A 25,589-nucleotide genomic window follows, 5' to 3' on the forward strand; every position below is an offset into this window, starting at 1 on the left:
AATCTATCTCATTTTCACAAGACTTCTGTATAAATTCTTTCATACTGGCAAAGCTATGATTACTTTCAAAACGCTATGAAGTGAACAATATAAAGGAGCTGAATGTAAATGAAAGTTAGACAAGACGCGTGGTCTCATGAAGATGATTTAATGCTTGCCGAAACAGTGCTGCGGCATGTTAGAGAAGGTAGTACACAATTAAAGGCTTTTGATGAAGTTGGTGATCGACTAAGCCGCACGTCAGCAGCAGTAGGATTCCGCTGGAATGCGATTGTACGTGAACGCTATGAACAAGCTTTGAAGCTAGCTAAAAAGCAAAGAAAAGAAATGAAACGTGCAGAACTCAGGCAGCCAACATATACAGAAAAAGAAAGACGTCCTTCTATGATGAAAAGTGAACAACCAATCTCTCAGACAATGAATGAAACACCTATCAAACAAACTGAGCAGGTTGTAACTCAAAAGCAAATGACGATGAGAGATGTTATTTCTTACTTATCCAATCTCGAGCAATCCGCATCCGGAACAAGCAGACTGAGGACAAATCTCGAGAAACTAGAATTGGAGAATCAACATCTAACAGAAGAAAACACACTTCTCCACCAAAGAATCAAAACACTAGAAAACGAACAGCAAGTCATGAAAGAGGATTACCAATCTCTCATCCAAATCATGGACCGAGCAAGAAGAATGGTAGTCCTAAACGACAACGAAGAACACAACGTACCCGGGTTCAAAATGGATAAAAACGGGAATCTAGAAAAACTTGCTAGGTAATACGAAAAGCGAAAGTGGGCGTTTAGACACGGCAGGCACTGGAGCCCTATAAATTGAACACGTTCTTTGTGTTCGAGTTATAGGGTGAAGTGACCGAGTGTCTGCCCACTGCAGCTAGACATGAGAAGCGGAAGCCTCCGTTTAGACTCGGCAGGCACTGGAGCCTTTCAACTCGAACACGTTCTTTGTGTTCGAGTTGAAAGGTGAAGTGACCGAGAGTCTGGAGGCTGCAGCTGGATCTCACGAAAAGCGGAGACGAGCGTTTAGAAACGAAGATATTGGAACTCTTGAATTGGAACACGCTTTTTGTGTTCCGATGAAAGAGTGAAATATCGGAGTTTCTGCGAGTCGTAGCTGGATCTCACGAAAGGCGGAAGTGGCCGTTTAGCCTCGACAAGCGCTGGAGCCTTACAAAAAGAACACGCTCTTTGTGTTCATTTTGTAAGGTGAAGCGACCGAGAGGCTGGCCACTGCAGCTAGACACGAAAAGCGGAAGCCTCCGTTTAGAAACAATTTCTCATACAGAAAAAGCATCAGTTCATTGAACTGATGCTTTGTTATTTGTCATAAAAAAAGAAGAGCCCCAACTGTGCCGTCCTTTCCATAATCGTTGAACCTGCATTGGCAGGTGGGTGCCTTATTCCATCCTTCGTACGTCCTCAGCTACCGAGGCATGTACTCTGGACGGAAAGAATCAGGCTCCCGTTGTAAAAGTGTTGGCTCAAATTATTATGGAAGTAAACGTACACTTCAGGACTCTTCGTTAACTTGTAATTGAATTATAGCAGACCTTCAAAATGATTTCAACGATCGTGTTTTAGGTCCTTTTTATTATTTTTTCTTATGCGTGAGTACTTTATTCTTTTTCAGCTGCGACAGGCTTTTTGGCTAGTTCAAGATTCAATTCTTTCAGCTGCTCTTCACTAACTGGAGACGGTGCTTCTGTTAACAAACAGCTTGCACTAGCTGTCTTCGGGAATGCAATTGTGTCACGTAAGTTTGTTCTTCCAGCAAGCAGCATCACAAGACGGTCAAGACCAAATGCAATTCCTCCATGTGGTGGAGTGCCATATTCGAAAGCATCAAGTAGGAAACCAAATTCTTCTTCAGCTTCTTCTTTCGTAAATCCTAGTGCTTTAAACATTTTTTCTTGGATATCGCGCTGGAAGATACGCTGAGATCCTCCGCCAAGCTCATATCCATTAAGAACAAGGTCATACGCATCAGCACGAACTTGACCTGGCTCATCTTCAAGAAGATGAAGATCTTCTTTTAATGGCATAGTAAACGGATGGTGCTCTGCAAAATAACGATCCGCTTCTTCATCGTAACTCATAAGCGGGAAGTCCATCACCCATAGGAAGTTAAACTTGGATTGGTCAATCAGATCAAGTTCCTTCCCAAGTTTTGAACGAAGAGATCCAAGGCTGTCAGCTACAACAGATTTGCTGTCAGCTACAAAGAGAAGAAGGTCTCCTGCTTCTGCATCGAACGCTTCCTGTAACTGTGCTGCGAGTGTTTCATCAAAGAATTTAGAAATTGGTCCTTTTAAACCATCTTCTTCAACTTTAAGCCATGCAAGTCCTTTTGCCTTATATGTCTTCACATACTCTGTTAGTGCATCGATGTCTTTACGTGAATATTTACTTGCTGCACCCTTCGCATTAATACCCTTAACCGCTCCTCCAGAAGACACAGCACCAGAGAACACTTTAAAGTCAGAGTCTTTAACAAGCTCAGATACATCAACGAATTCCATTCCAAAACGTGTGTCTGGCTTATCTGATCCATAGCGGTTCATTGCTTCAGCATGAGACATACGAGGGAAAGGCTTTTCAATTTCTAGTCCTTTTGTTTCTTTTAAAACAGCTGTCATCATTTCTTCCATCATGGATATGAGATCTTCTTTAGGAAGAAATGATGTTTCAATGTCCACCTGCGTAAATTCAGGTTGGCGATCCGCGCGAAGGTCTTCATCTCGGAAACAACGTACGATTTGGTAATATCGTTCAAAGCCTGATACCATCAGGAGTTGTTTAAACAATTGTGGTGACTGAGGAAGAGCGTAGAACTCTCCTTCATGTACTCGACTTGGTACAAGGTAATCACGCGCTCCTTCTGGTGTGCTTTTTGTTAGCATAGGAGTTTCGATTTCTAGAAATTCATTGTGATCAAGGTAGTCACGGATTACTTTCGTCGTACGGTGACGAAGTTTAAATGTATCCTGCATAACAGGACGTCTAAGATCAAGATAGCGATACTTAAGGCGAATATCTTCCCCAACTTCAACATCGTTTGAAATACTGATTGGTGGGTTTTTAGCAGCATTAAGTATTTCAAGTGATTCAGCGTGAACTTCAATAGAACCTGTAGGAAGATTAGGGTTGACCGTGCCTTCTCCACGTTCAACTACCTTCCCTTTAATACCTAGAACATATTCACTTCTTACTTTCTCGGCAAGTTCTAGTGCTTCCTTAGAAACATCAGGGTTAAAAACAACCTGAACAATACCAGAACGGTCTCTAAAGTCAATGAAAATTAGTCCACCAAGATCGCGTCGTTTCTGCACCCATCCTTTTAATTCTACTGTTTCTCCAATTTCGCTCTCACGAATTTTCCCACATGAATGGCTTCTTCCGATCATTCTCCATCTTCCTCCTTTAATTTCTCTTTGAGATATGATGACACTTCAGTTAGACTCACGGCTTCTTGTTCGCCAGTTATCATATCCTTTACATTAATTTCGTTTCGCTCGATTTCTTCATCACCTAGAATAGCTACATACTTCGCTTGAAGACGATTAGCTGCTTTGAATTGGCCTTTCATTTTCTTATCAAGATAGTCTCTTTCTGTAGAAATACCTGCTTTTCTAAGCTTTTGAACAAGACCATTTGAAACAGCTTGAGCTTCCTCACCCATTGTAACAACATAGCAATCAATGGTTTTCTCTATAGGCAATTCAATGCCTTCCGCTTCTAAAGCCATTAACAACCGTTCAATACTCATTGCAAAACCGATACCAGGTGTTGATGGACCACCCATTTCTTCAACAAGACCATTGTAGCGCCCACCTCCGCTAAGCGTCGTAATAGCGCCAAAACCATCAGCATCACTCATAATCTCGAATGCAGTATGATTGTAATAATCTAATCCGCGAACAAGGCGATCATCTAGAACGTATTCAATATCCATATGGTCTAACGCTTCTTTCACTTTACTGAAATACTGCGCTGACTCTTCATTTAAATAATCAATAATTGAAGGAGCAGTTGCCATCAATTCATGATCTCTATCTTTTTTGCAATCAAGAATTCGAAGCGGGTTTTTCTCTAAGCGATTTTGACAATCACTGCAGAATTCGCCAATGCGAGGCTCGAAGTGATGAATAAGTGCTTTACGATGTGCTTCACGACTTTCCTTATCACCAAGACTATTTAAGTATAGTTTAAGCTTCTTAAGTCCTAATTCTTGATATAGTCCCATTGCTAGCGCTATAACTTCAGCATCTATTGATGGATCATTGCTTCCAAGTGCTTCAATCCCAAATTGAACGAATTGTCTCATTCTACCTGACTGTGGGCGTTCATATCGGAACATTGGCCCAATGTAATAAAGCTTTACAGGTTGCTCTGGCAATCCGTACATTTTGTTGTTCACATATGCACGAACTGCTGATGCTGTTCCTTCTGGACGAAGGGTTAGGCTTCTATCGCCGCGATCCTGAAATGTATACATTTCTTTTTGAACGATATCAGTTGTATCTCCTACACCACGCTGAAACAATTCTGTATGTTCGAAGATCGGCGTGCGTAATTCGTGATAATTATATCGACGACAAATATCTCTTGCCTTACCTTCAATATATTGCCATAACTCAGATGTACCAGGCACAATATCCTGAGTACCTCTAGGGATTTGAAAACTCATGTCTTTGTCCTCCTTTAATCACTACCGAGAAGCCTACAGTTACGTTAGGGCACTTATTGAGACATTCTTTTTTGAATACAAAAAAACTCCCATCCCTGAATCGAAATTCAGGGACGAGAGTTACCCGCGGTGCCACCCTAATGGAAGGACGAGTCCTTCCGCTTAAACAGTTAACGCCTGTTTACGTCATCCCCTACTGAGCAAATTGTTCGGAGATGATCCTTGGAAGTGTCTTTCAAAAAAGCGGTATTGAGAAATGCTCACAGCCAAAGGCATTTCCTCTCTGATCAATCCGGTATTTTTTTACTTTTCTTCCTCATCGGAGCTTCGTATCGATTTACTGAATTGTTTTCTATCATACGAGTCAGCGTTTTTTTTGTCAAGTCCATTTCACTTGCTTTTACAAACATTATCGCTTCATTTTTTGTTTCATAATTTTTATGCTTTTTAATGACAGTCCAAACTCTTCAGCAAGTTCCATATTTGATAAGCACTGTTCTTTTTGAAGAAAATCATGAAAGTCTACACCAAACTCTGGTTGGGATACATTATAACTCATCATTTCTTTATTTGTTGATCTCAACAGATCTCATCCTCTTTTTGTGTGAATTGTTCTATTAGTTTCACCAAAAAACAGAGGATTTACAACTAAACGAAGGAATCTTTTTAACCGATAAAGAAATTATGCTGTATACAATCATCAAGACAAACTGAAAGGAGTCTTCTTTTGAAAAGTTATCCGGTACTTATATCGCTATTTATTATTCTATTCACACTTCCCTCAGTAGCATCAGCTGAAAAAAAGGCAGAATTTAAAGAAACAGTCAATGTTCGATCCGCTCCAACCCTTTCTTCTTCTGTCATCACTCAAGTTCATCAAGACGACTTACGTCCGATTTTAGAAGTGGATGGTGAATGGATAAAGATTGAATTAGAAACTGAAGAATTCGGATGGGTTGCCCGCAGACTTGTCACAATTACCACAGATAATGATTCCGCCAAAACTGTTAAACCAACCGTATCTGACCTTCAGGTTCGTGCTGGTCCAGGGAAACAATTCACTGTTTTGGCGAGCATCGATTTAAATACAAAATGGCGCGTAATTAAAACAGAGAAGGATTGGATTGCAATTGACTACTATGGGCAAGAAGGCTGGGTTGCATCGTGGTTGGTCAATTCAACGACCGAATCTGAACAAGCTTTATCTTCTTCATCAACTAAAGAAGTTCAGGCTAACATTTTGAATGTACGTGAGTCGCAAGGGCTGGAAAGCCGTATTATTTCCCAACTACCTGAAGGGTCAGTTGTAGAGGAAGTAAAAAAAGAAAATGACTGGAGTTTCATCCGTTATGATAATGGACAAACAGGTTGGGTAGACAGCTCTTTCCTAAAAGAAACAACAAAAAGTGGTGGTCCTGGCTATGCAACTATTCTATATCAAGCAACGAATTTAAGAGATGGACCTGGATTAGAAAACAGGGTGATTTCACAAGCACGACTCCATGAGAAATATCAGATATTATCAAAAGAAGGGCAGTGGTATAAAATTGCCTTACCTGATGGTACGTCTGCTTATGTTGCAGAATGGGTTGTTTCAACCGCGGCTCAACTTTCCAACAAACAAAATCTAAATGCTAGAAAAACAGTTGTTCTCGATGCAGGTCATGGTGGAAATGACAGTGGTGCTGAAGGAATTACAACTCTTGAGAAAATCCTTACTCTAAGAACAACTTCAACGATTGCTGAAAAGCTAAAAAGCGCTGGTGTAAGAGTAATACTTACGAGAGACACGGACACTTACATTTCTCTGAGTGAGAGAGCCACTATATCTGAACGACATAATGCAGATGCATTTGTAAGTATTCACTTTGACAGCACTGTCGATCCAACAGCAAATGGCACGACAACTTATTATTACGATCAAAGTGACATGTCTTTGGCATCTGCCATTCATAATGAAATTGGTGATGATACATCTCTAAGAGATCGAGGAGTCCGCTTTGGAAATTACTATGTGCTTCGTAACAATAAGCAGCCGTCGGTTCTACTAGAGCTTGGGTTCTTATCAAATCCTTGGGAGGAACAGCTAGTAAACAGAATAGACTACCAGGCAGAAATCACAAGCGAAGTTGCAAACGGGATTCTTTCCTTTTTGCAATAACGTAAAAAGCGACGGAGCATAAACTACTCCGCCGCTTTTTCTATTCTTTGCTATCTATGATTAGGGTAACAGGTCCATCATTTTTTAGCTGGACATCCATCATAGCGCCAAAAATGCCTGTTTGCACATTAAGATCCTCGTCTCGTAAAAAAGCATTAAACTTTTCATACAATACGTTTGCTTCATCAGGCTTTGCTGCTTTCATAAAGTTTGGACGCCTTCCTTTACGACAATCGCCATAAAGTGTGAATTGAGAAACCGAGAGAATTGCCCCTTTTGCATCTTTTACGGAAAGATTCATTTTATCATTCTCATCCTCAAAAATACGCAAGTTAGCAATTTTACCCGCAAGGTAAGCGGCATCCGTCTCTGTATCGTCGTGTGTAACCCCTAGTAGGACGACAAGACCATAATCAATACTGCCAGTCACATTTCCATCAACAGTAACTGACGCCTGTTTTGAACGCTGCACAACGGCTTTCATAAAGACATCCTTTCTAAACTACTGCATAATTCTGCGAACAGCATAGATGTCTGGTATTCGTTTCACACGCTCAACCACTTTTTGGAGGTGAGCCGTATTTCGAATCGACACCGTCATGCTAATGGTCGCCATTTTGTTATTATCTGAGCGGCCAGATACCGACGTCATATCCGTTTTGGTTTCTGCCACAGCCTGTAGGACTTCATTCAGCAATCCTCTGCGATCGAAACCACTGATTTCAATATCAACATTGTAATTTTTCGGTGAGTCACTTTCCCACTCAACCTCAAGAAGTCGCTCCTGAGCATTGTCTTCATTCACGTTCGGGCAGTCCTTCCTGTGAATAGAGACACCTCTCCCCTTTGTAATGTATCCAACGATGTCATCACCAGGTACAGGGTTACAACATCTCGATAAACGAATCAACAGATTATCAATGCCTTTTACGCGTACACCAGATTCCGCTCTTCTTGGCGGACGAGCAGGAGTATGAGTGGTTTTACCTTCAATAATCGATTTTGCAAGCTCTTCTTCCTGTTCTTTCGTTCTCTCTTTACGAGCTTTATCCGTTAACCTTGTCGCGATTTGCGCTGCAGTAATCCCACCGTATCCAACAGCAGCATACATATCTTCTTCACTAGTGAAATTAAACTTTTTCGATACATTTGCAATGTTATCTGCTGTAAGAACGGCTTTTAATTCAAAACCATGGCTTTTAATTTCTTTTTCAACGAGTTCTCTGCCTTTTTCAACATTTTCTTCACGCTTTTCTTTCTTGAACCATTGCTTGATCTTGTTCTTGGCATGAGAACTTTGACTGATTTTCAACCAGTCTTTACTCGGTCCATAAGAATGCTTTGAAGTTAGAACTTCAACGATATCACCTGTTTTCAAGCGATGATCGAGAGGTACCATTTTGCCATTCACTTTTGCACCGATACAGTGGTTACCAATTTCGGTATGAATTCGATATGCGAAATCTAGCGGTACAGAACCTGTCGGCAGCTCAAACACGTCGCCCTTAGGTGTAAAAACGAATACCATGTCGCTAAATAAGTCAATCTTAAGAGACTCCATAAACTCTTCTGCATTTGAAACGTCATTTTGCCATTCAAGGATTTGTCTGAACCAAGAAAGCTTCTTCTCAAAAGAGCTATTTACTTGATTCTCGTCGCCTTCCTTGTATGCCCAGTGGGCTGCTATTCCGTACTCAGCTACTTTGTGCATATCAGACGTTCTAATTTGAACCTCGAGCGGGTCACCCTTCGGTCCAATAACTGTGGTATGAAGAGACTGGTACATATTTGCTTTAGGCATTGCGATATAATCTTTAAAACGACCAGGCATAGGCTTCCAGCACGTATGAATGATACCAAGAACGGCATAGCAATCCTTAATACTATTGACGACAATGCGAACCGCTAGCAAGTCATAGATTTCATTAAATTGCTTATGCTGTTTAGCCATCTTTCGATAAATGCTGTAGATGTGTTTAGGACGACCAGAGATTTCAGCGTCAATGGATACTTCCTTCACCCGCTCTTGGATCTCGTCCACTACTTCATGAACAAACCCTTCACGTTCTGCTCGTTTCTTTTGCATCAAATTGACAATCCGATAATATTGCTGCGGATTTAAATAACGAAGTGCTGTATCCTCGAGCTCCCATTTAATCGTCGAAATACCGAGACGATGAGCGAGAGGTGCGAATATTTCAAGCGTTTCATTCGCCTTCTGCATCTGCTTTTCTTTAGGCATATGTTTAAGCGTACGCATGTTATGAAGGCGGTCAGCCAACTTAATAAGAATGCACCTGATATCCTGCGCCATAGCAATCATCATCTTACGGTGATTCTCAGCTTGCTGTTCACGCTTGGACTTGTATTTGATTTTCTTCAGTTTCGTTACGCCATCAACTAGCATGGCAAGCTCGGGACTGAACTCATCAGAAATTTGTTCAAGCGTCACGTCGGTGTCTTCGACGACGTCATGAAGAAAGCCCCCAGCAACTGTGACAGGGTCTACTTCAAGATTAACAAGAATGCCAGCAACCTCAATAGGATGAATAATATATGGTTCACCCGATTTGCGGTACTGGCCTTCATGTGCATTGCGCGCGTATTCATAAGCTCTATTAAGATAGGAGAGATCGTCTTCAGACAAATACTGCTCCGCTCTTTCCATTACTTCTTCTATCGTCATCAAATCACCTTGATTACTGTTGGTATATTGGTTCTATTATCGTTAAAAAACGTCACCATGTAAAGAGATTAAGAGAAAAATGTCGTTATTCCTAACTGGTAAGCACTGGGTAGGCTTAACAATACATCATAAAGAGAAAGAGCGTCCGGCGATTCGGACACTCTACACTTTAGTATGTCATCAATGTAAATATATCATGTCGGTCAAGGTTTTTACGTCCTTCTAGATAAGAAAGTTCAATCATAAACGCAAGGCCGACGACTATTCCACCTAGTTGTTCAACCAATTCAATCGTTGCATTGATTGTTCCACCAGTTGCCAACAAATCGTCAGTGATTAAAACTCTTTGACCTGGCTTGATTGCGTCCTTATGAATGGTAAGAACATCTTTACCGTACTCAAGTCCGTAGTCCACTTTCGCTACTTCACGTGGAAGTTTACCTTCTTTACGTACAGGCACAAAACCAATACCTAGAATATAAGCAACCGGGCAACCTACAATAAACCCTCTTGCTTCTGGTCCTACAATGACATCGATATCTTTATCTTTTGCAAAGTCTGCAATGTCGTTAACTACAGCGCTGTAAGCTTCTCCATTTTGCATAAGTGGGGTAATGTCCTTAAAACGAATACCTTCTTTCGGATAGTCCTCAACAACTGCAATATAATCTTTATAATTCATTTACTTTATGGCCTCCTCAGTGCTATTGAAACAATTAACTGATTGATCGAACCAACTTTTCAAAGCATGATAGGAGGAATAGCAAAAGTCATTTTCAAGTTTTGCCTTTTCAAGCTTACTCCTATACGTTTTGGAAGAAGTTAATTCACTTTTAACAGATTGTGGTTTAAGAGAAATCAGTCCATCATCCATTGTAACAAAATCCAACTCAAAAAACACCTGTGACATGAAGTGAACGGTTTCTTTTGACCAGCCTTTATGTTTAGCAAGCTTTTCTGCATCTCTTAAGTGAAAGCTTCCCTTTTTCATTAAGAATGCATAGTACCATTTAAAATCTTCACGCGAAGGCAGTGTTGAAAAGAAATGATCTTCTTCATGCTCAAAAACAGCATATGTTCGCTCTGGTACGCCGCCCTTCTTGAACAATTCAACTAGTTCTTCTTCTAAGTCTGGTAGATCAAGAAGCATAACATACTTGTTCTCAAAAGTAAGGTTCTCTTCAAGTGGAGATGTTTTGACGAATTCTTTCCATTGCTGAATGCCAAGCTTATTAACAGTGCCATCCTGAAACGAAATCATGATTAACTTATCGAGTGGCATGGACTCAAGACGCTTCTTAAGATCTCGAATACCTCTGTAATCGAATAATTGCCACTCGTTCACTGCCATATCTTTAACAAAGATTTGTGGCTTTCTTAACCCATTCCATTCATTAACAGAAAGTTGCCCAATTACACTCACTGCAGCTCTAGAAGCAATCTCTTCAAAGACATAACCAAAGTGGAAACCTACGCCATCAAGAGTTGCACCATTTTCCTCAAGGGCTACTTTCAAATGATTATCTTTGCTACCGATTCTTCTAATCTGTGATAAATTCACATCCTGCAACATCACAACTGGTTTGGGGTTACTCACTCCAAAAGGAGCTAACAAGTTCATCTCTTCAATCGTTTCAAGCGTAATGTCTTCTACTCTACAATGCAGATCAACCTTCGTAAGTGGTGTTAAGTCTTCATTAGTTAATTTTTCTAATGCTTGGTCGTTCAATCTCTTACGAAGACTTTCAAGATACTGAAGGTCAATTGTCATTCCAGCTGCCATAGGGTGTCCGCCAAAATGTGGAAGAATATCTCGACATTCTGAGAGGTTCATAAACATATCAAATGCTTCAATGCTTCGTGCAGATCCTTTCGCAACCCCCTTTTCACGATCAATACTCATGACTATGGTTGGTCGATAATATTTTTCGACGAGTCTTGAAGCAACGATTCCGATTACTCCTGCGTTCCATCCTTCTCTTGCAATTATAAGAACACGATTGTTCTCGTTAAGAAGATCATTCTTCTCTACTTCTTCAATCGCTTCTTGTGTCATTGTATTAACAAGTTCTTGACGTGTTTTATTTAATGCATCTATCTCCATAGCAAGCTGTTCAGCAAGTTCAAAATCATCCGTTGTTAACAGCTCAACAGCAGGATCTGCACTTTCAAGCCGTCCTACTGCGTTTAGACGTGGTCCTATGCCAAATCCTAGATGTTCCTCGTTTAATTCCTGTCCTTTTAGTCCGCAAACATCAAGGAGAGCTTTAATACCCGGTTTGCTCGAGTTTTGCAGTGCACGAATGCCTTCACTTGCAATTAAACGATTCTCATCCTGCAATGGAACAAGGTCAGCAATCGTACCCATAGCTGCAATTTCTAGCAAATGACCAGGAATTCGATCTAGAAGGGCCTGAGCAAGTTTAAATGCCACCCCAACCCCAGCCAATCCTTTAAATGGATATCCACAGCCAGGTTTCTTAGGGTTAATTGTTGCAAATGCATCAGGCAGTACAGGAGGTGGCTCATGGTGATCTGTAATAATCAAATCAATCCCTATTTCCTTTGCCACTTCTGCTTCATGAACTCCTGAAATCCCGGTATCCACTGTAACAATTAAACTGTAGCCATCTTCTTTTGCCTGACGAAACGCTGCTTCATTTGGTCCATATCCTTCTGTAAAACGATTTGGAATGTAATAATCAAAAGTAGCGCCAAGCTCTCGGAGTGTATAGACGAGAACGCTCGTACTACTTACACCATCAGCATCGTAATCTCCATAAATTAAGATTCTTTCATTCTTCGCTATAGCATGTTGAATACGATCAACAGATTCTTTCATACCATCCATCAAATATGGATTATGATAGGATAAATTTTCTTTATATAAAAACCGTCTTGCTTCTTCCTCTCCCTCGAAACCTCTGTTAACAAGTAAGGAGGTAGCTAATCGAGAGATACCTAGTTCACTCTGGAGCCGATCAATGTTTGTTTCATCTGTTTCAGCTAGTTTCCAGCGTGTTTTAGATCTTAACATCGAATCACCTCTTAACCAGTTCATTATATATAGTTTGGACACATTTGACCATAGTTTGAGAGGAGGAATCTTATTCTTACAAATGATGGGCTATATGATTCCGGCTTCGTACTATAATCAAAACAAAAAAATAAACCCCCATGAGAATGGGGGGCAAATCAATTATTCTCCGTCTGAATCCATTCCTTCATCCTCGGTAGGACCATCTAAGGGAACGTCAACAGGTTTTTGTTCAGCATCAGCTCGAAGCTGCGCGTTTTCCTTTTGCAGCTTCTTAAGCTCTTTTTTCAATCTATAATACTTCACCATCCCAAAACCTAAAACGAGAATGGCTCCCATTAATACTGATCCTAAAATAACAAGTACAAGTGGCCAGTCTGACGTACCAAAAACATAATTCACTTGAACCGGATCAACGTTCACAACTGAAAATACTGCAATAATTAGAGCGAAAACAAGGGCAATAACCAAACCCCATTGTCCTTTCATCCACATCTACCTCCCCTTCTACTTCTATACCTATTCCATTACTAGATCTATTTTTCCTTTGGTTCATAAGGATTAATGTGGACAAGCACATCATGTACTTCATCTTCTTGCAGCAAACGTTCTTTCACAGCCTTACCGATATCGTGCCCCTCTCTCACTGAAATGTCTGGGTCGACACCGAGCTTCACATCAATAATAACATAGTGACCGTGCTCTCTAGCATAAAATTCATCGAGATTCACAATGCCATCCATCTCTTCAATTACTTTCTTATATTGAACCGTATCTTCTTCATGCAAAACATGATCGAGTGTCGTATGAATTGATTCGAAACCAAGCTTGATTGCCATCTTCCCAATCAGAATAGAAACAAAAATCCCTGCAATGGGGTCTGCATAAATAAGCCATGATAAATCGAATCTACTTCCTAAAATAGCACCAGCGATCCCGATGAGAACTGCGATTGAGGAATACACATCAGAACGATGCTCATATGCATTGACGATCAAGGCATCACTTTTAATTTTTGTACCCAAACGATACTTATAACGAAACATTGCTTCTTTAACAATAATGGAAACAAGGGCAGCGTATAAAGCGAGTGTGCCAGGTGCTTCTATTGGCTGAAAAATAGCCTTACCTGAACTAATCCCAATTTCAACACCTACGAATAGAAGCAATACAGCAACGATAATTGCAGCAATGGACTCTGCTTTCCCATGACCATAAGGGTGGTCTTTATCAGGGGGAAGCTTTGCAGCACGCAAACCAACAAAAACGGCAAACGAACCGGCAACGTCTGAAGCAGAATGGGCTGCATCAGCAATAAGAGCCCGACTATTTGCTATATAACCAATAACTCCTTTTAATACAGCAAGGACAATATTCCCTAAAATCCCAACAATAGCTGCAATCTCTGCTTTCCGAAAACGTTCTTCTTTCTTCATTTCCTCACCTCTAACAATTCCTTATAGCGTTTCCCTTAACACCAGATTCTAAATCTTGTTGATAGCGACATGTAAGAGCCATGGCATAGCCATGGCTCTACTTTCATTCTATATTTCGCTTTCAGCTGGAGCGAATTTTTTCTTCTTAAGTTGTTTACCTTTCCAAACCGCCCATAATTGAGAGGCAATAAAGATCGAAGAGTACGTGCCTGCTATTAGACCAATTAACAATGCAACAGCAAACGGTCGAATGGCTTCACCACCAAAAATCGTTAACGCAAGAGCTGCAAACACAACTGTTAACACTGTATTAATTGATCTTGCCAATGTTTGAACAAGACTTTTATTAACAACACGAGCTACATCATCAAATGTTTTCATTTTCTTCTCAAATTTCATGTTCTCTCGGATACGATCGAATGTAACGATCGTATCGTTAATAGAATAACCAACGATTGTTAGAACAGCAGCTATGAAAGTAATATTTACTTCAATCTGCAAGATGCTGAACACTGCAATAATAAAGAATGCATCGTGAAAAAGTGCAACTATTGCAGCAAATCCCTGTAGCCATTCAAATCGAAGGGCAACATATAAGATAATTCCAACTGATGCAATTGCAACTGCGATGAACGCATTTTTCGCGAGGTCAACGGCTACATCAGGTGATACCGTACTTACACTTGGCTCTATTTCATATAAATCCGTAAATTGGTTTTTAATTTCAGCCACTTCATCTTTATTTAACTCATCTTTGAAGGCAGCAACTGCCATTTCTCCACCACCTGCAAGGGTGACGGACTCTGGCTCAAGCCCAAGTCCTTCAAGTTCTTTGGTTACTTCTTCAGTAGTCAACGTGCTATCCGACTGTATATCAACGCGTGAGCCACTAGAGAAGTCAATGCCCAGGTTTAGACCAAATATAGCAATTGCCAACCCACCAAGAACGATAAGTACAAGTGAAATCGCAAAGAATTTATTACGATGTTTAACAAAATCAAATTTAATATCTCTTACTTTAGAGCTCATCGATTTCACTCTCCTTTACGCCGAAAAGTCCGGGCTTCTTACTTAATGCCCTACTCTTAACCCATAGGCCAAGAAGTATTCGTGAGCCCCAAACAGCAGTTAAAAAGCTGACAACGATACTTGTAATGAGCATGACAGCAAATCCTTTAACAGAACTTGTTCCATAGGCGAATAACACACCAGCAGCTATAAGCGTTGTAATGTTTGCGTCAAAGATCGTTGTAAAGGAGCGTCTTCCACCTGCTTTAAAAGCTGACATAATCGACTTTCCTGAACGAATCTCTTCTTTAATTCTTTCGTATGTGATGATATTGGCATCAACAGCCATCCCGACCCCGAGAATAAGGGCAGCAATACCAGGAAGTGTTAATACTGCATTCATCCAATTAAATACAACAAGAATAAGGTAGATATACACACTTAGTGTAATAACAGCAATCGCTCCAGGTAGACGGTAATAAAATAGCATGAATAAGAAAATCAAGCCTATACCGATAAAGCCTGCTAAGACAGTTTTATTAAGCGACTGTTCCCCAAATTGAGCACCAACAGAAGTTGAATAGATTTCCTCAAGTTGGACTGGAAGAGATCCTGCATTCAGTAATTCCTTCAAATTCTCAGCTTCTTCAAGCTGGAATGGCGGTCCTGTAATCACTACTGTATTCTGTGAGAGAACCGATCTAACAGCAGGATCTGAAATGAACTTTTGCTCATCTGCAGGCTTAGTAACTTCTTCTTGATATGAGTCGCCTTCTTCATAGTCAAGCCAAATCACAAGGCGATTATCCGGTTGTGGTAATTGACTGATTTTTCGAGTAATATTAGCAAATTTCTCAGGATTTTTAAGTGTTACTTGAACAACAGGCTGGTTGTTATCAAACACTACTTTCGCAGCGCCTTCCTTCAAATCAGCACCGCTCATTTGCTCTTCATCATCAGTTGTACGGAACGTTAGCTCCGCCTGTGTTGAGAGTAGCTCACGTGCTTGGTTCTGATCTGTGACACCAGCAAGCTGAACGCGAATACGGTCTTCGCCTTCTATAGTGATACGAGGTTCTGAAACCCCGAGAACATTAATACGCTTGTACAAAGCACTTACAGTACTATTTAAAAGGTCTTGACTAAGTTCCTGACCTTCTTGAGCAGGCGTTACTTCATACAGAACCTCAAACCCACCCTGCAAATCAAGGCCTAACTTAATTTCTTTCGTTACACCCATAACCGTTGTCCCGATCAATCCACCAAGCAGAAGGACGATCAAAAAGAACGCTACGATCCGGCCTTTTTTTACCATGGAACAAAAACTCCTCTCTAAACACCCAGCATGATTTCTTATGTAGGTCAAAATACCACAATACTAGTTATTATACAGATATATGAATTTTTCTGTCAATTTCAGTATAACTAAGCTTCTTGCTTTCTGAACATATCTGTTCCTTTATAAGCATGAATCGTAAGCCAATTCATGTATTCATTTGTAGAAAGACGCATTATTTCGTTTACAAGACGATGCATTTGAATGTCATCTAAATCTTTATTTCGCTTCAGACGTGCAAGGAGACATTCCCAGATTTCATCTGTGGTGGCCCCGTTGTATCCTAACAAATGAAATTCATCCAGCTTACTTTCTAGGGCTGGGTATACTTCTTTCTTCCACTCTTCCATCATTCTGTCTCCTCTCATTTTTAGAAAATCGAGTAAATGGCGGCACCAACGCCTAAACCCGCAAGAACAACTCCTGTAAGAATGGATAGAAAGGCGTATTTAAATCGTATCGCAAAAAGCGCTGCTGCTACACATGCACTGTATGCTCCTGTAGTTGGAAGCGGAACAGCGGTGAATAGAATTAATCCTATCGCTCCATATTTCTCGACATTCTTACTTTTGCTCAGTGTGCGGTGATAAAGCCAATCATAGAAACGCTTATACCATTCAAATCTCATTAACCAATTACTAAGCGGCTGAAAGAGCAGTAGTAATGGAATAATCGGCAGTGTGTTTCCAAGCAAACTTAGAAATAAGGCTTTTAGAAACGAGAAATCAAAGGCATATGCCAGAGGCAACCCACCTCGTAACTCTAATATTGGAAGGGCAGATATAATCACTACAATCACTTCCTGTGGAAGAAAACCTAAGTTCTCTACAACGAATTGTTTAATTGCTTCTTTCATTAAAACACTCCTATATGCCTGTCATGCTTTGTCCCCTAATAAGCATATACATAGTGATAAAAAATATCTAGACTTTTCTACAATTTTGCAGGGGTATTCTGGATGGAAAGTTGGGTGAATATGTCAAAGCAAACCTTTTTACGAGGGACTCTTTTTCTAATTCTTGCTGGATTGATTACAAAGGTGCTCGGATTTATTAACCGTATTGTGATGGTTCGAGTTATGGGAGAAGAAGGTGTCGGTCTCTACATGATGGCTGTTCCGACACTAATTCTAACCATTACGTTAACACGTATGGGACTACCTGTGGCCATCTCTAAGATGGTTGCTGAAGCTGATGCAGAAGGTGATCGCCAGAAAATCAAACGAATCCTAATTGTCTCACTCTCCATTACAACCGTACTTAGCGTTATTTTCACGACCGTTATGGTACTAGCCGCACCACTCTTATCAAAGACTGTTTTCACAGACGAGCGTACTTTCTATCCCCTTATCGCTATAGCTCCTGTCGTATCAATCGTTGCCCTTTCTTCTGTCCTTCGTGGTTATTTTCAAGGACTTCAAAATATGCGACCTTCTGCTTATTCTCAAGTTATTGAACAAATTGTGCGAATTTGTCTCGTCGCAATCTTAACAGGCGCCTTTCTTCCTTATGGTGTTGAATATGCCGCTGCAGGTGCAATGGTTTCCGTCGTGCTAGGTGAACTTGCTTCCCTTCTCTTTATGTTCTCAATGTTCAAAATGAAAAAGCGAGTGAAGATTAGAAAAGGCTTTTTCAATTATTTAAAAGGCGGCAGAAAAACATTTAATGATTTAATGAGAATTTCTCTTCCTACAACAGGAAGTCAATTAATCGGATCCATTTCTTATTTCTTTGAACCTATTATGGTTGCAAATAGTCTTGCAATTGCAGGAGTTGCTACTAGCCTTGCTACAAAACAGTATGGCCATTTATCAGGGCTTGCCATTCCACTCCTCTTTCTTCCGACTTTTATCACATACTCTTTGCAGGTGTCACTCGTACCTGCAATAAGCGAAGCACATGCACAGAAACAATATAAACAAATTCAACACCGATTAAGTCAGGCTATTCGTCTTTCCATGGTTGCAGGAGGTCTCTCTGTCGTTGTCACCTATATTTTCGCCGTACCTTTGATGGATATTATGTACGATGCACCTCAAGTAGCGATCTATGTCCAAGTGATGGCACCATTCTTTTTCTTCTATTACTTTCAAGGACCTCTTGGAGCAGCACTTCAAGCGCTCGATCTTGCAAAAGCAGCGATGATTAACAGCTTTATTGGAGCTGCAGTTAAATTAGCAGCTATTTTCTTCTTAGCCACTAGACCAGAACTCGGGATAATGGGAGCAGCACTCGCAATTGTTATAGGTATATTACTCGTTACACTACTTCACTTCGCCACTTTAGTGAAAGCTATTGGCTTTTCCATCGTAGTTAGTGATTTACTTAAAGGTGTTGCAGCAATTATTCTTGCTGCCTTCGCAGGGCATTTCTTCTACCAAATTCTTGCTACATCATCAGATATCTTCGGAACGGTTATAGCCATTGGCGCAACATCCATCGTTTATACTTTACTTTTACTACTCCTTGGTCTAGTTAATCGAAATGATTTAAGAAGACTTCCATTTATCGGGAAGTTCGTACACTGAGGAAGACCTGGAATTTTATATAGGTGAATTTTTAAAGTCTTTTTTCTAAAAGCTCTTTTTGTCTAAAGAACCACACTTAGTTGATTGGAACGGAAGGATGCTCGACTCCTGCGGGACTAGCGGGACAGGTGAGACCCCACAGGAGTGTAAGCGACGAGGAGGCTCACCGCCCGCCCCGCGCAAAGCGAGCAACCTGGAGTGTAAGTCAACCACTACATTATAACAACCATGTCTACGAAAAGAGCCTTTTCATAAGAACCTAAAAAAAGTAACCAATATTGGTTACTTTTTCTCGTTTTTTATATCTATAAAAAAACTTCCATTCTTATGAAGTGAGCAGTAGGAAATACATTTAATATCTTTTTGACCTACTTTTCTTAACTCCTGACGAAGCCATAGTGACGTCTTACCAATTCGTTCGAGATGTTCTTCTTGAACTTTGCCATCAAGGATAAGTGGTAACGGTAATAAGGAGCCAGCATCTTTCTGTTTAGTATCATTTTCCTTTTTGATAACAGACAGCTTTCCGGAAGGCTCGAGAATAGCGAACTCAACATCTGAAACCGATGCAATGTTGTTCTCTCTCAGTTGTATAAGAAGATCATCAAAGTTATAGCGCTGTTTCTTCATAGCTGTCTCATCAATTTTGCCTCGATCTATTAATACTGAAGGTTTACCATCGACAATTTCTCTCACCTTCTCACTTTTGAGAGAGATATATGCCATTAAGATTTGAATGATCACAAGAATTCCCATTGGCACAATTGTCCGAACCATTGGTGTGCCGGGATCTTCGATTGACGTCACCGCAAGCTCCGCAATCATTATCGAAACAACAAAATCGAGGATACTGAGCTGACCAATTTCTCGTTTCCCCATTATTCGAAACACGACAATGATTAAGAAGTAAAGAACAAGCGTCCTCAAAATAATCGTCATATACTCCATTCCGAGCCCTCCTTTCATCTTCTTTTGTTTAGTGTGACCATGTGTTTGATTCAGCATAAAGGAAGGTATTGGAAAAAGACTAAAACAAAAAAGCTCCCCTCTAGTAATAGGGAAGCAAATAACGAAAATAAATATATATGGTACTGATTATTAATGAGATAAACACAACAGGGATACCAATTTTGAGAAATTCGATGAAGCGAACTTCCTGTTTTTCTTTCAAAGCGAGACCTGCTACTACAACGTTTGCAGATGCTCCGATTAATGTGCCATTTCCACCTAGACAGGATCCCAATGCAAGTGACCACCAGAGCGGATCAAGATTTGTCATACCGTATCCTGAGAATTCGGTTATGACAGGAATCATAGCAGCAACAAATGGAATATTATCAAGAAAGGCTGATAGAATACCCGCTCCCCAGAGAATGACTAAAGATGTTTTGGGCATATCCCCATCTGTATAAAGCAAGATCGCCCTTGCAACTTCATCAATAATACCTACTTCTTCTAACCCGCCTATGAGTATAAAAAGACCGATAAAGAAAAATAATGTCACCCATTCGATTGATTCAAACACTTCTTCAATTTTGTGTTCATTCTGCGTTAATAGTAAGAGGAGGACGGCACCCGCCATCGCAATATTCGTAAGTTCTGTATGAAGAAAAGGATGTAGGAGAAACCCCGATATTGTCATCAACAAGACAATGGATGATTTATATAATAATGGCCCTCTTTTCAAATAGTCTTCTGCATTTAATCTGAGTAATGACTGGCGGTATTGATCGTCTACTTTAAGACGTTTTCGATAGAAAAACAATAACAAAGCAATGATTACCGCATAGATGACGACTACGATTGGAGCAAGGTTATAAAGAAAATCATTAAAATCGAGGTGATCAACAGCCTGACCAATCATAATATTTGGAGGGTCACCAATCAGTGTAGCTGTCCCACCGATATTTGAGGATAATATAACGACGATAAGAAAAGGAAGACTAGTGACTTTTAATATCCTGGTAAGAGTTAAAGTAATTGGCACAAGAAGAAGAACTGTCGTTACATTATCAAGAAGGGCTGATCCAACTGCCGTAAGCGTCCCAATAACAGCTAATAATGGTAATGGTTTGCCCTTTACTTGCTGAGCAAGTTTAATTGCAATGTATTCAAATAGTCCATTCTGACTTGTGATGGACACAAGAATCATCATTGAAAAAAGAAGAGCAATGGTATTCCAATCGACATGCTTCATAAATGCTGAATCAGTGGTTGTAATCCCAGTAAGTAGCATGAGCAACCCGCACCCGCAGACAACAAGGGCTCGATTTATTTTTTCAGTAATGATGCCAACGTACGCAAGAACAAATATGGTAAGTGCGATGATCATTTCCAATCCCTGCTGCCCCTTCCCTGTCCCTTTTATAACATCGTATGACGAGCTGTCCGAATTCATGATTGGACTTCTATTTCACAACGCGATGAATAGAATGTACAAACCATTCATATAAAGGGGGAGTTCGATGAGGTCTAAACATGCATTCTCAAGTATGGGATCAGGATTACTAACGATTGTCTTGATTGTATTAGCAACAAGCGTGTTATTATCACTCATTCTCCGATTCACATCCGTATCACAACAGGGTATCAGTCCTATAATAATTGTCAGTTCTGTAATCGCCTTTTTTATAGGTGGATTGATTGCAGGTGGAAAAGGTGGAGAACGCGGGTGGTTGCTCGGTGGAGGAACTGCGTGTATGTATATGATACTTCTTTTCCTTATCCAGTACCTTGGATACCGAGTCAGTATGAATGGTGAACAGCTCCTCTATCATGGGGGATATGGGCTTGTTTGCATTCTAGGTGGCATTATCGGCGTCAATTTAAAAGGAGGAAGTCAACGAGAAGCTTAAACATGAAAAGAGCGCCCTCTCGTGAGGACGCTCTTTTGCATGTATTACTTAGTATTCTCAGTGATTGATTCACGGATTGCCGCTCGGTCAAACACCATCTTTGTACCATCAGTTGTGCGGATTGTAATTGTACCTTCATCCATTGCATCAATAATGCCATGCATACCACCAATAGTAACAACTTTATTTCCTTTTTCAAGGCTTGCCTGCATTTCTCTTGTTTTCTTTTGGCGCTTCTGTTGAGGACGTATCAAAAGGAAATAGAAAATCGCAAACATAAGTAGTAGCGGAATTAAATTCATTAACGTTGAACCCATACTCTTTTCCCCCCTTTCTAAAAGTGACACATCTATAGATTAAAAGTTTTTCGCATTCGGTTTATTGAAACCATATTGCTCAAAAAACTCTTCCTTGAAGTCAAGAAGACGGTCATCCATGATCGCCTGCCTAACTTGCTTCATCAAGTTTAACAGAAAATAGAGATTATGGTAAGTTGTCAATCTAAAACCAAATGTTTCATTGGCTTTTACGAGATGACGGATGTAGGCCCTTGAATAGTTACGACAAACATGACAATCGCAATTCTCATCAAGTGGTCCGAAGTCACGAGCATACTTCGCATTTCTAACAACAAGACGTCCATTACTTGTCATTAGTGTTCCATTACGTGCAATGCGTGTTGGCAAGACGCAATCGAACATGTCAATCCCTCTAATGGCGCCATCGATAAGAGAGTCCGGTGAACCAACTCCCATTAAGTAACGAGGTTTATCGCCTGGCAAGTGTGGCGTTGTGAAATCAAGAACACGATTCATCACATCTTTCGGTTCCCCAACTGAAAGTCCGCCGATAGCGTACCCTGGGAAATCAAGTGATACTAGATCCTGTGCACTTTGTTTTCTTAACTCTTCGTACTCCCCACCTTGAACAATCCCAAATAAGCCCTGTACATCTTTACGCGCATGAGCAGTAAGACACCGTTCAGCCCATCGGCTTGTTCTTTCAACAGAGCTCTTCATATAGTCGTATTCTGCTGGATATGGTGGGCACTCATCAAATGCCATCATAATATCAGAACCAAGCGCATTTTGAATGTCCATTGCGCCTTCAGGGGATAGGAATAGCTTTTCTCCGCTAAGATGATTGCGGAAGTGTACACCCTTCTCCTCAATCTGTCTAAGATCGCTCAGGCTAAACACCTGAAAACCACCTGAATCAGTTAAAATAGGCTGGTCCCAGTTCATAAATTTATGAAGCCCGCCTGCCTCTTTCACAATATCGTGTCCAGGGCGAAGCCAGAGGTGATACGTATTACTTAGAATAACACCCGCTCCCATTTCCTTTAACTCTTCAGGACTCATCGTCTTTACAGTCGCGAGTGTTCCTACTGGCATAAACATAGGCGTCTCAAACGTTCCATGTGGTGTGTGAAGCTTACCGAGACGCGCTCCGCTTTGCTTACACGTTTTAATTAATTCATACCGAATTGGTTCTGTCATTCTTTCGTACTCCCTTCCAAAATCAACATCGCATCACCAAAGCTAAAGAAGCGATACTCCTCTTCTACGGCAGTACGATAAGCGGAAATAATAAACTCTCTTCCCGCGAGTGCACTTACGAGCATGATCAATGTCGACTGAGGCAGGTGGAAGTTCGTAATCAGTCCATCGATTGCTTTAAATGTATAACCAGGATAAATGAAAATATCTGTCCAACCAGATGATTCTTCAAATCGTCCATCATGAGACGATGCTACTGTTTCAAGGGTTCTTGTGGAGGTTGTACCAACGGAAATAATCCGACCACCTTCATCTTTTACACGATTTAAAAGTTCAGCCGTCCCTTTTGTAAGTTGGTAGAACTCACCATGCATTTCGTGTTCAAGAATATTGTCTACGGAAACAGGACGAAATGTTCCGAGTCCAACGTGGAGCGTAATAAATGCGACATGCACTCCTTTATTCTCGAGACGTTCGAGCATCTCTTCAGTAAAGTGAAGCCCAGCTGTTGGTGCAGCAGCAGAACCTCTATTCTTTGCGAAAACAGTTTGGTACCGTTCCTGGTCATCAAGCGTTTCTGTAATATATGGAGGCAATGGCATTTCGCCAAGCTGATCGAGAATCTCATAGAAAACCCCATCATACTTAAATTCAAGGACACGACCACCGTGCTCCAACGATTCCGTGCATACAGCAGTAAGCCTTCCGTCACCAAAAGAAATTTCAGTTCCAGGCTTCACACGTTTTGCGGGTTTCACAAGCGTTTCCCAGCTATCATTTTCTAACTGCTTAAGAAGAAGCACCTCAATTTTAGCTCCAGTTTCTTCTTTTGTACCATAAAGTCTTGCTGGCATTACTCTTGTATCATTGAGAACGAGACAATCGCCAGGCTTTATGTAATCTTCCAGATTTGAAAACTCTCGATGCTCTAGTTTTTGTTCAGCAGGATCTAGTACCATTAAACGGGATTTCGTCCGTTCCTTTAACGGCACTTGAGCAATCAAACGTTCTGGAAGTTCAAAATCAAAATCATTAACTTTCATTTTCTTCACCACTGTCCTTCTAATAGTTCAACTTAAATGATTTTACCACAGCTACTTCTGTTATCCCACCCTAACGACAATCGCGTGCATAACAACTTTTATCGAAACTTACCGATGATAAAGAAAACCAATGTTAGAACAATACTAACAACAATTGAGGTTACGATTGGGAAGAAGAAAGTTGTGTTCCCCTTCCAGATTACGATGTCTCCCGGTAGCTTACCAATAAACGACCAAAGTAATCCGATCACTAGAAAGATAATCCCTAATACAATAAATAATTTAGACATGCCCATGCTTATTCAGGCACCTCCATATCAAAATGGTGATAAACCTGATGCGTTACCATTCTGCCTCGAGGCGTTCGCTGCAAGAACCCTATCTGAAGAAGGTACGGCTCATACACATCTTCAATCGTATGACTTTCTTCACCAATTGTAGCTGCTATGGTATCAAGCCCTACAGGACCACCGCGAAACTTTTCAATAATCGCTAGTAAAAGCTTATGATCAATATGGTCAAGTCCAAGGGGATCCACCTGCATCATTTCAAGAGCCTGTGAAGCAAGCGAATGAGAAATAACGCCGTCACCCTTAACCTGAGCAAAATCTCGCACTCGTTTAAGCAAGCGGTTGGCGATACGTGGCGTTCCGCGTGATCTACGTGCAAGTTCAACTGCAGCTGAATCTTCCATCTCAACTTCAAAAATGTCTGCTGTTCGCATGACGATTGTTTGAAGCTCATCCTCAAGGTAATATTCCAGGCGACTTAATACGCCAAACCGATCTCTTAAAGGTGCTGTTAAAAGACCTGCTCTAGTGGTTGCCCCTACAAGGGTAAATGGAGGGAGGTCAAGACGCACCGAGCGTGCTGTCTCACCTTTACCGATTACAATATCGAGACAATAATCTTCCATCGCCGGATACAGCACTTCTTCAACACTTCTAGGTAAACGATGGATTTCATCAATAAATAGAACATCTCCAGGCTCAAGCGCAGTAAGAATAGCCGCAAGATCGCCTGGGCGTTCAATAGCTGGTCCTGATGTTGTTCTTAAGTTTACTTCCATCTCATTTGCAATAATAGCAGAAAGCGTTGTTTTCCCGAGACCTGGTGGTCCATAGAGAAGCACATGATCTAATGGCTCATTTCGCATTCTTGCCGCTTCAATAAACACTTCTAGGTTACGCTTAACCTTTTCTTGTCCGATATACTGACTTAAACGCTGAGGACGGAGGCTATATTCTACGGATGAGTCATCACCGACCTGCTCTCCTGATAGAATTCGATCTTCCAC

The 25,589-nt window shown here is 40.8% G+C and carries 22 protein-coding genes, 1 other RNA gene, 1 pseudogene and 1 other annotated feature; of the genes and pseudogenes, 4 read left to right on the plus strand and 20 right to left on the minus strand.

What is annotated here, in order from left to right:
• Window positions 1–108 precede the first annotated feature (108 nt).
• Window positions 109–777 (plus strand): RsfA family transcriptional regulator, encoded by a 669-nt coding sequence (locus tag JI666_RS06650; protein WP_206890024.1) that lies wholly within the window; start codon window positions 109–111, stop codon window positions 775–777.
• A 576-nt stretch (window positions 778–1,353) separates the two neighbouring features.
• On the opposite strand, the gene ssrS is transcribed toward JI666_RS06650, so the two are convergent.
• The 4 genes from ssrS to JI666_RS06670 all read right to left on the minus strand — a co-directional run bounded on the left by ssrS (window position 1,354) and on the right by JI666_RS06670 (window position 5,287).
• A non-coding RNA gene (gene ssrS, locus JI666_RS06655) (6S RNA) lies at window positions 1,354–1,537 on the minus strand.
• 96 nt (window positions 1,538–1,633) lie between these two features.
• A complete protein-coding gene (gene aspS, locus JI666_RS06660) occupies window positions 1,634–3,421 on the minus strand; it encodes an aspartate--tRNA ligase (RefSeq protein WP_206890026.1) in 1,788 nt (595 codons plus the stop codon).
• Window positions 3,418–4,704, minus strand: coding sequence for a histidine--tRNA ligase (hisS, locus tag JI666_RS06665; protein WP_206890028.1), 1,287 nt, complete (start codon window positions 4,702–4,704; stop codon window positions 3,418–3,420). The genes aspS and hisS overlap by 4 nt, the downstream gene beginning before the upstream one ends.
• Before the next feature lie 106 nt (window positions 4,705–4,810).
• Window positions 4,811–5,033 (minus strand) — a binding site (T-box leader).
• An 80-nt stretch (window positions 5,034–5,113) separates the two neighbouring features.
• Window positions 5,114–5,287, minus strand: coding sequence for an RNA polymerase subunit sigma-70 (locus tag JI666_RS06670; RefSeq protein WP_240688095.1), 174 nt, complete (start codon window positions 5,285–5,287; stop codon window positions 5,114–5,116).
• A gap of 144 nt (window positions 5,288–5,431) precedes the next feature.
• Between JI666_RS06670 and JI666_RS06675 the strand changes: the two genes are divergently transcribed.
• The gene (locus JI666_RS06675; protein ID WP_206890030.1) at window positions 5,432–6,865 is read left to right on the plus strand and encodes an N-acetylmuramoyl-L-alanine amidase family protein; all 1,434 of its coding nucleotides are present in this window, start codon (window positions 5,432–5,434) and stop codon (window positions 6,863–6,865) included.
• A 40-nt stretch (window positions 6,866–6,905) separates the two neighbouring features.
• On the opposite strand, the gene dtd is transcribed toward JI666_RS06675, so the two are convergent.
• From dtd to JI666_RS06720, 9 genes and pseudogenes are all read right to left on the minus strand, one after another.
• Window positions 6,906–7,349 carry a D-aminoacyl-tRNA deacylase gene (dtd, locus tag JI666_RS06680; protein WP_206890032.1) on the minus strand — a complete coding sequence of 148 codons (444 nt, stop codon included), beginning with the start codon at window positions 7,347–7,349 and terminating at the stop codon, window positions 6,906–6,908.
• A gap of 18 nt (window positions 7,350–7,367) precedes the next feature.
• A complete protein-coding gene (locus JI666_RS06685) occupies window positions 7,368–9,533 on the minus strand; it encodes a RelA/SpoT family protein (RefSeq protein WP_414635131.1) in 2,166 nt (721 codons plus the stop codon).
• A 187-nt stretch (window positions 9,534–9,720) separates the two neighbouring features.
• Window positions 9,721–10,233, minus strand: a complete 513-nt coding sequence (locus JI666_RS06690) for an adenine phosphoribosyltransferase (RefSeq protein ID WP_206890036.1) — start codon at window positions 10,231–10,233, stop codon at window positions 9,721–9,723.
• Complete coding sequence (recJ, locus tag JI666_RS06695; protein WP_206890038.1) at window positions 10,234–12,588, minus strand: single-stranded-DNA-specific exonuclease RecJ; 2,355 nt, start codon at window positions 12,586–12,588, stop codon at window positions 10,234–10,236.
• A gap of 162 nt (window positions 12,589–12,750) precedes the next feature.
• The gene (locus tag JI666_RS06700) at window positions 12,751–13,077 is read right to left on the minus strand and encodes a LapA family protein (RefSeq protein ID WP_136947666.1); all 327 of its coding nucleotides are present in this window, start codon (window positions 13,075–13,077) and stop codon (window positions 12,751–12,753) included.
• Window positions 13,078–13,124: 47 nt separating this feature from the next.
• Complete coding sequence (locus tag JI666_RS06705) at window positions 13,125–14,024, minus strand: cation diffusion facilitator family transporter (protein ID WP_206890041.1); 900 nt, start codon at window positions 14,022–14,024, stop codon at window positions 13,125–13,127.
• 108 nt (window positions 14,025–14,132) lie between these two features.
• Window positions 14,133–16,347 (minus strand): annotated as a pseudogene (gene secDF, locus JI666_RS21895) (protein translocase subunit SecDF).
• 110 nt (window positions 16,348–16,457) lie between these two features.
• Window positions 16,458–16,721 carry a post-transcriptional regulator gene (locus tag JI666_RS06715; protein ID WP_286170633.1) on the minus strand — a complete coding sequence of 88 codons (264 nt, stop codon included), beginning with the start codon at window positions 16,719–16,721 and terminating at the stop codon, window positions 16,458–16,460.
• A 17-nt stretch (window positions 16,722–16,738) separates the two neighbouring features.
• Complete coding sequence (locus tag JI666_RS06720) at window positions 16,739–17,224, minus strand: COG2426 family protein (RefSeq protein ID WP_206890043.1); 486 nt, start codon at window positions 17,222–17,224, stop codon at window positions 16,739–16,741.
• A gap of 120 nt (window positions 17,225–17,344) precedes the next feature.
• Here JI666_RS06720 and spoVB point away from each other — a divergent pair, with 120 nt between their 5' ends.
• Window positions 17,345–18,895 (plus strand): stage V sporulation protein B, encoded by a 1,551-nt coding sequence (gene spoVB, locus JI666_RS06725; RefSeq protein ID WP_206890400.1) that lies wholly within the window; start codon window positions 17,345–17,347, stop codon window positions 18,893–18,895.
• A gap of 282 nt (window positions 18,896–19,177) precedes the next feature.
• On the opposite strand, the gene JI666_RS06730 is transcribed toward spoVB, so the two are convergent.
• Both JI666_RS06730 and JI666_RS06735 read right to left on the minus strand, forming a co-directional pair.
• Window positions 19,178–19,843: a DUF421 domain-containing protein gene (locus JI666_RS06730; RefSeq protein WP_206890044.1), complete on the minus strand. Its 666-nt coding sequence runs from the start codon at window positions 19,841–19,843 to the stop codon at window positions 19,178–19,180.
• A gap of 100 nt (window positions 19,844–19,943) precedes the next feature.
• Entirely contained in the window at window positions 19,944–21,227 is a 1,284-nt protein-coding gene (locus JI666_RS06735; RefSeq protein ID WP_349769311.1) for an ArsB/NhaD family transporter, read from the minus strand.
• A 133-nt stretch (window positions 21,228–21,360) separates the two neighbouring features.
• On the opposite strand from JI666_RS06735, the gene JI666_RS06740 reads away from it, so the two are divergent.
• Window positions 21,361–21,750 (plus strand): TIGR04086 family membrane protein, encoded by a 390-nt coding sequence (locus JI666_RS06740; RefSeq protein WP_206890047.1) that lies wholly within the window; start codon window positions 21,361–21,363, stop codon window positions 21,748–21,750.
• 44 nt (window positions 21,751–21,794) lie between these two features.
• Here JI666_RS06740 and yajC read toward each other — a convergent pair whose 3' ends face one another.
• From yajC to ruvB, 5 genes are all read right to left on the minus strand, one after another.
• A complete protein-coding gene (yajC, locus tag JI666_RS06745) occupies window positions 21,795–22,067 on the minus strand; it encodes a preprotein translocase subunit YajC (protein WP_048312648.1) in 273 nt (90 codons plus the stop codon).
• A gap of 39 nt (window positions 22,068–22,106) precedes the next feature.
• A complete protein-coding gene (gene tgt, locus JI666_RS06750; protein ID WP_206890048.1) occupies window positions 22,107–23,249 on the minus strand; it encodes a tRNA guanosine(34) transglycosylase Tgt in 1,143 nt (380 codons plus the stop codon).
• A complete protein-coding gene (gene queA, locus JI666_RS06755; RefSeq protein WP_206890401.1) occupies window positions 23,246–24,292 on the minus strand; it encodes a tRNA preQ1(34) S-adenosylmethionine ribosyltransferase-isomerase QueA in 1,047 nt (348 codons plus the stop codon). Before queA ends, tgt begins: the two co-directional genes overlap by 4 nt.
• A gap of 98 nt (window positions 24,293–24,390) precedes the next feature.
• Window positions 24,391–24,582, minus strand: coding sequence for a DUF2905 domain-containing protein (locus tag JI666_RS06760; protein WP_206890402.1), 192 nt, complete (start codon window positions 24,580–24,582; stop codon window positions 24,391–24,393).
• Between the two features lie 8 nt (window positions 24,583–24,590).
• Entirely contained in the window at window positions 24,591–25,589 is a 999-nt protein-coding gene (gene ruvB, locus JI666_RS06765; RefSeq protein ID WP_206890049.1) for a Holliday junction branch migration DNA helicase RuvB, read from the minus strand.

The sequence above is a fragment of the Bacillus sp. NTK071 genome (assembly GCF_017303315.1).
In the GTDB taxonomy this organism is placed as follows: domain Bacteria; phylum Bacillota; class Bacilli; order Bacillales; family Guptibacillaceae; genus Guptibacillus.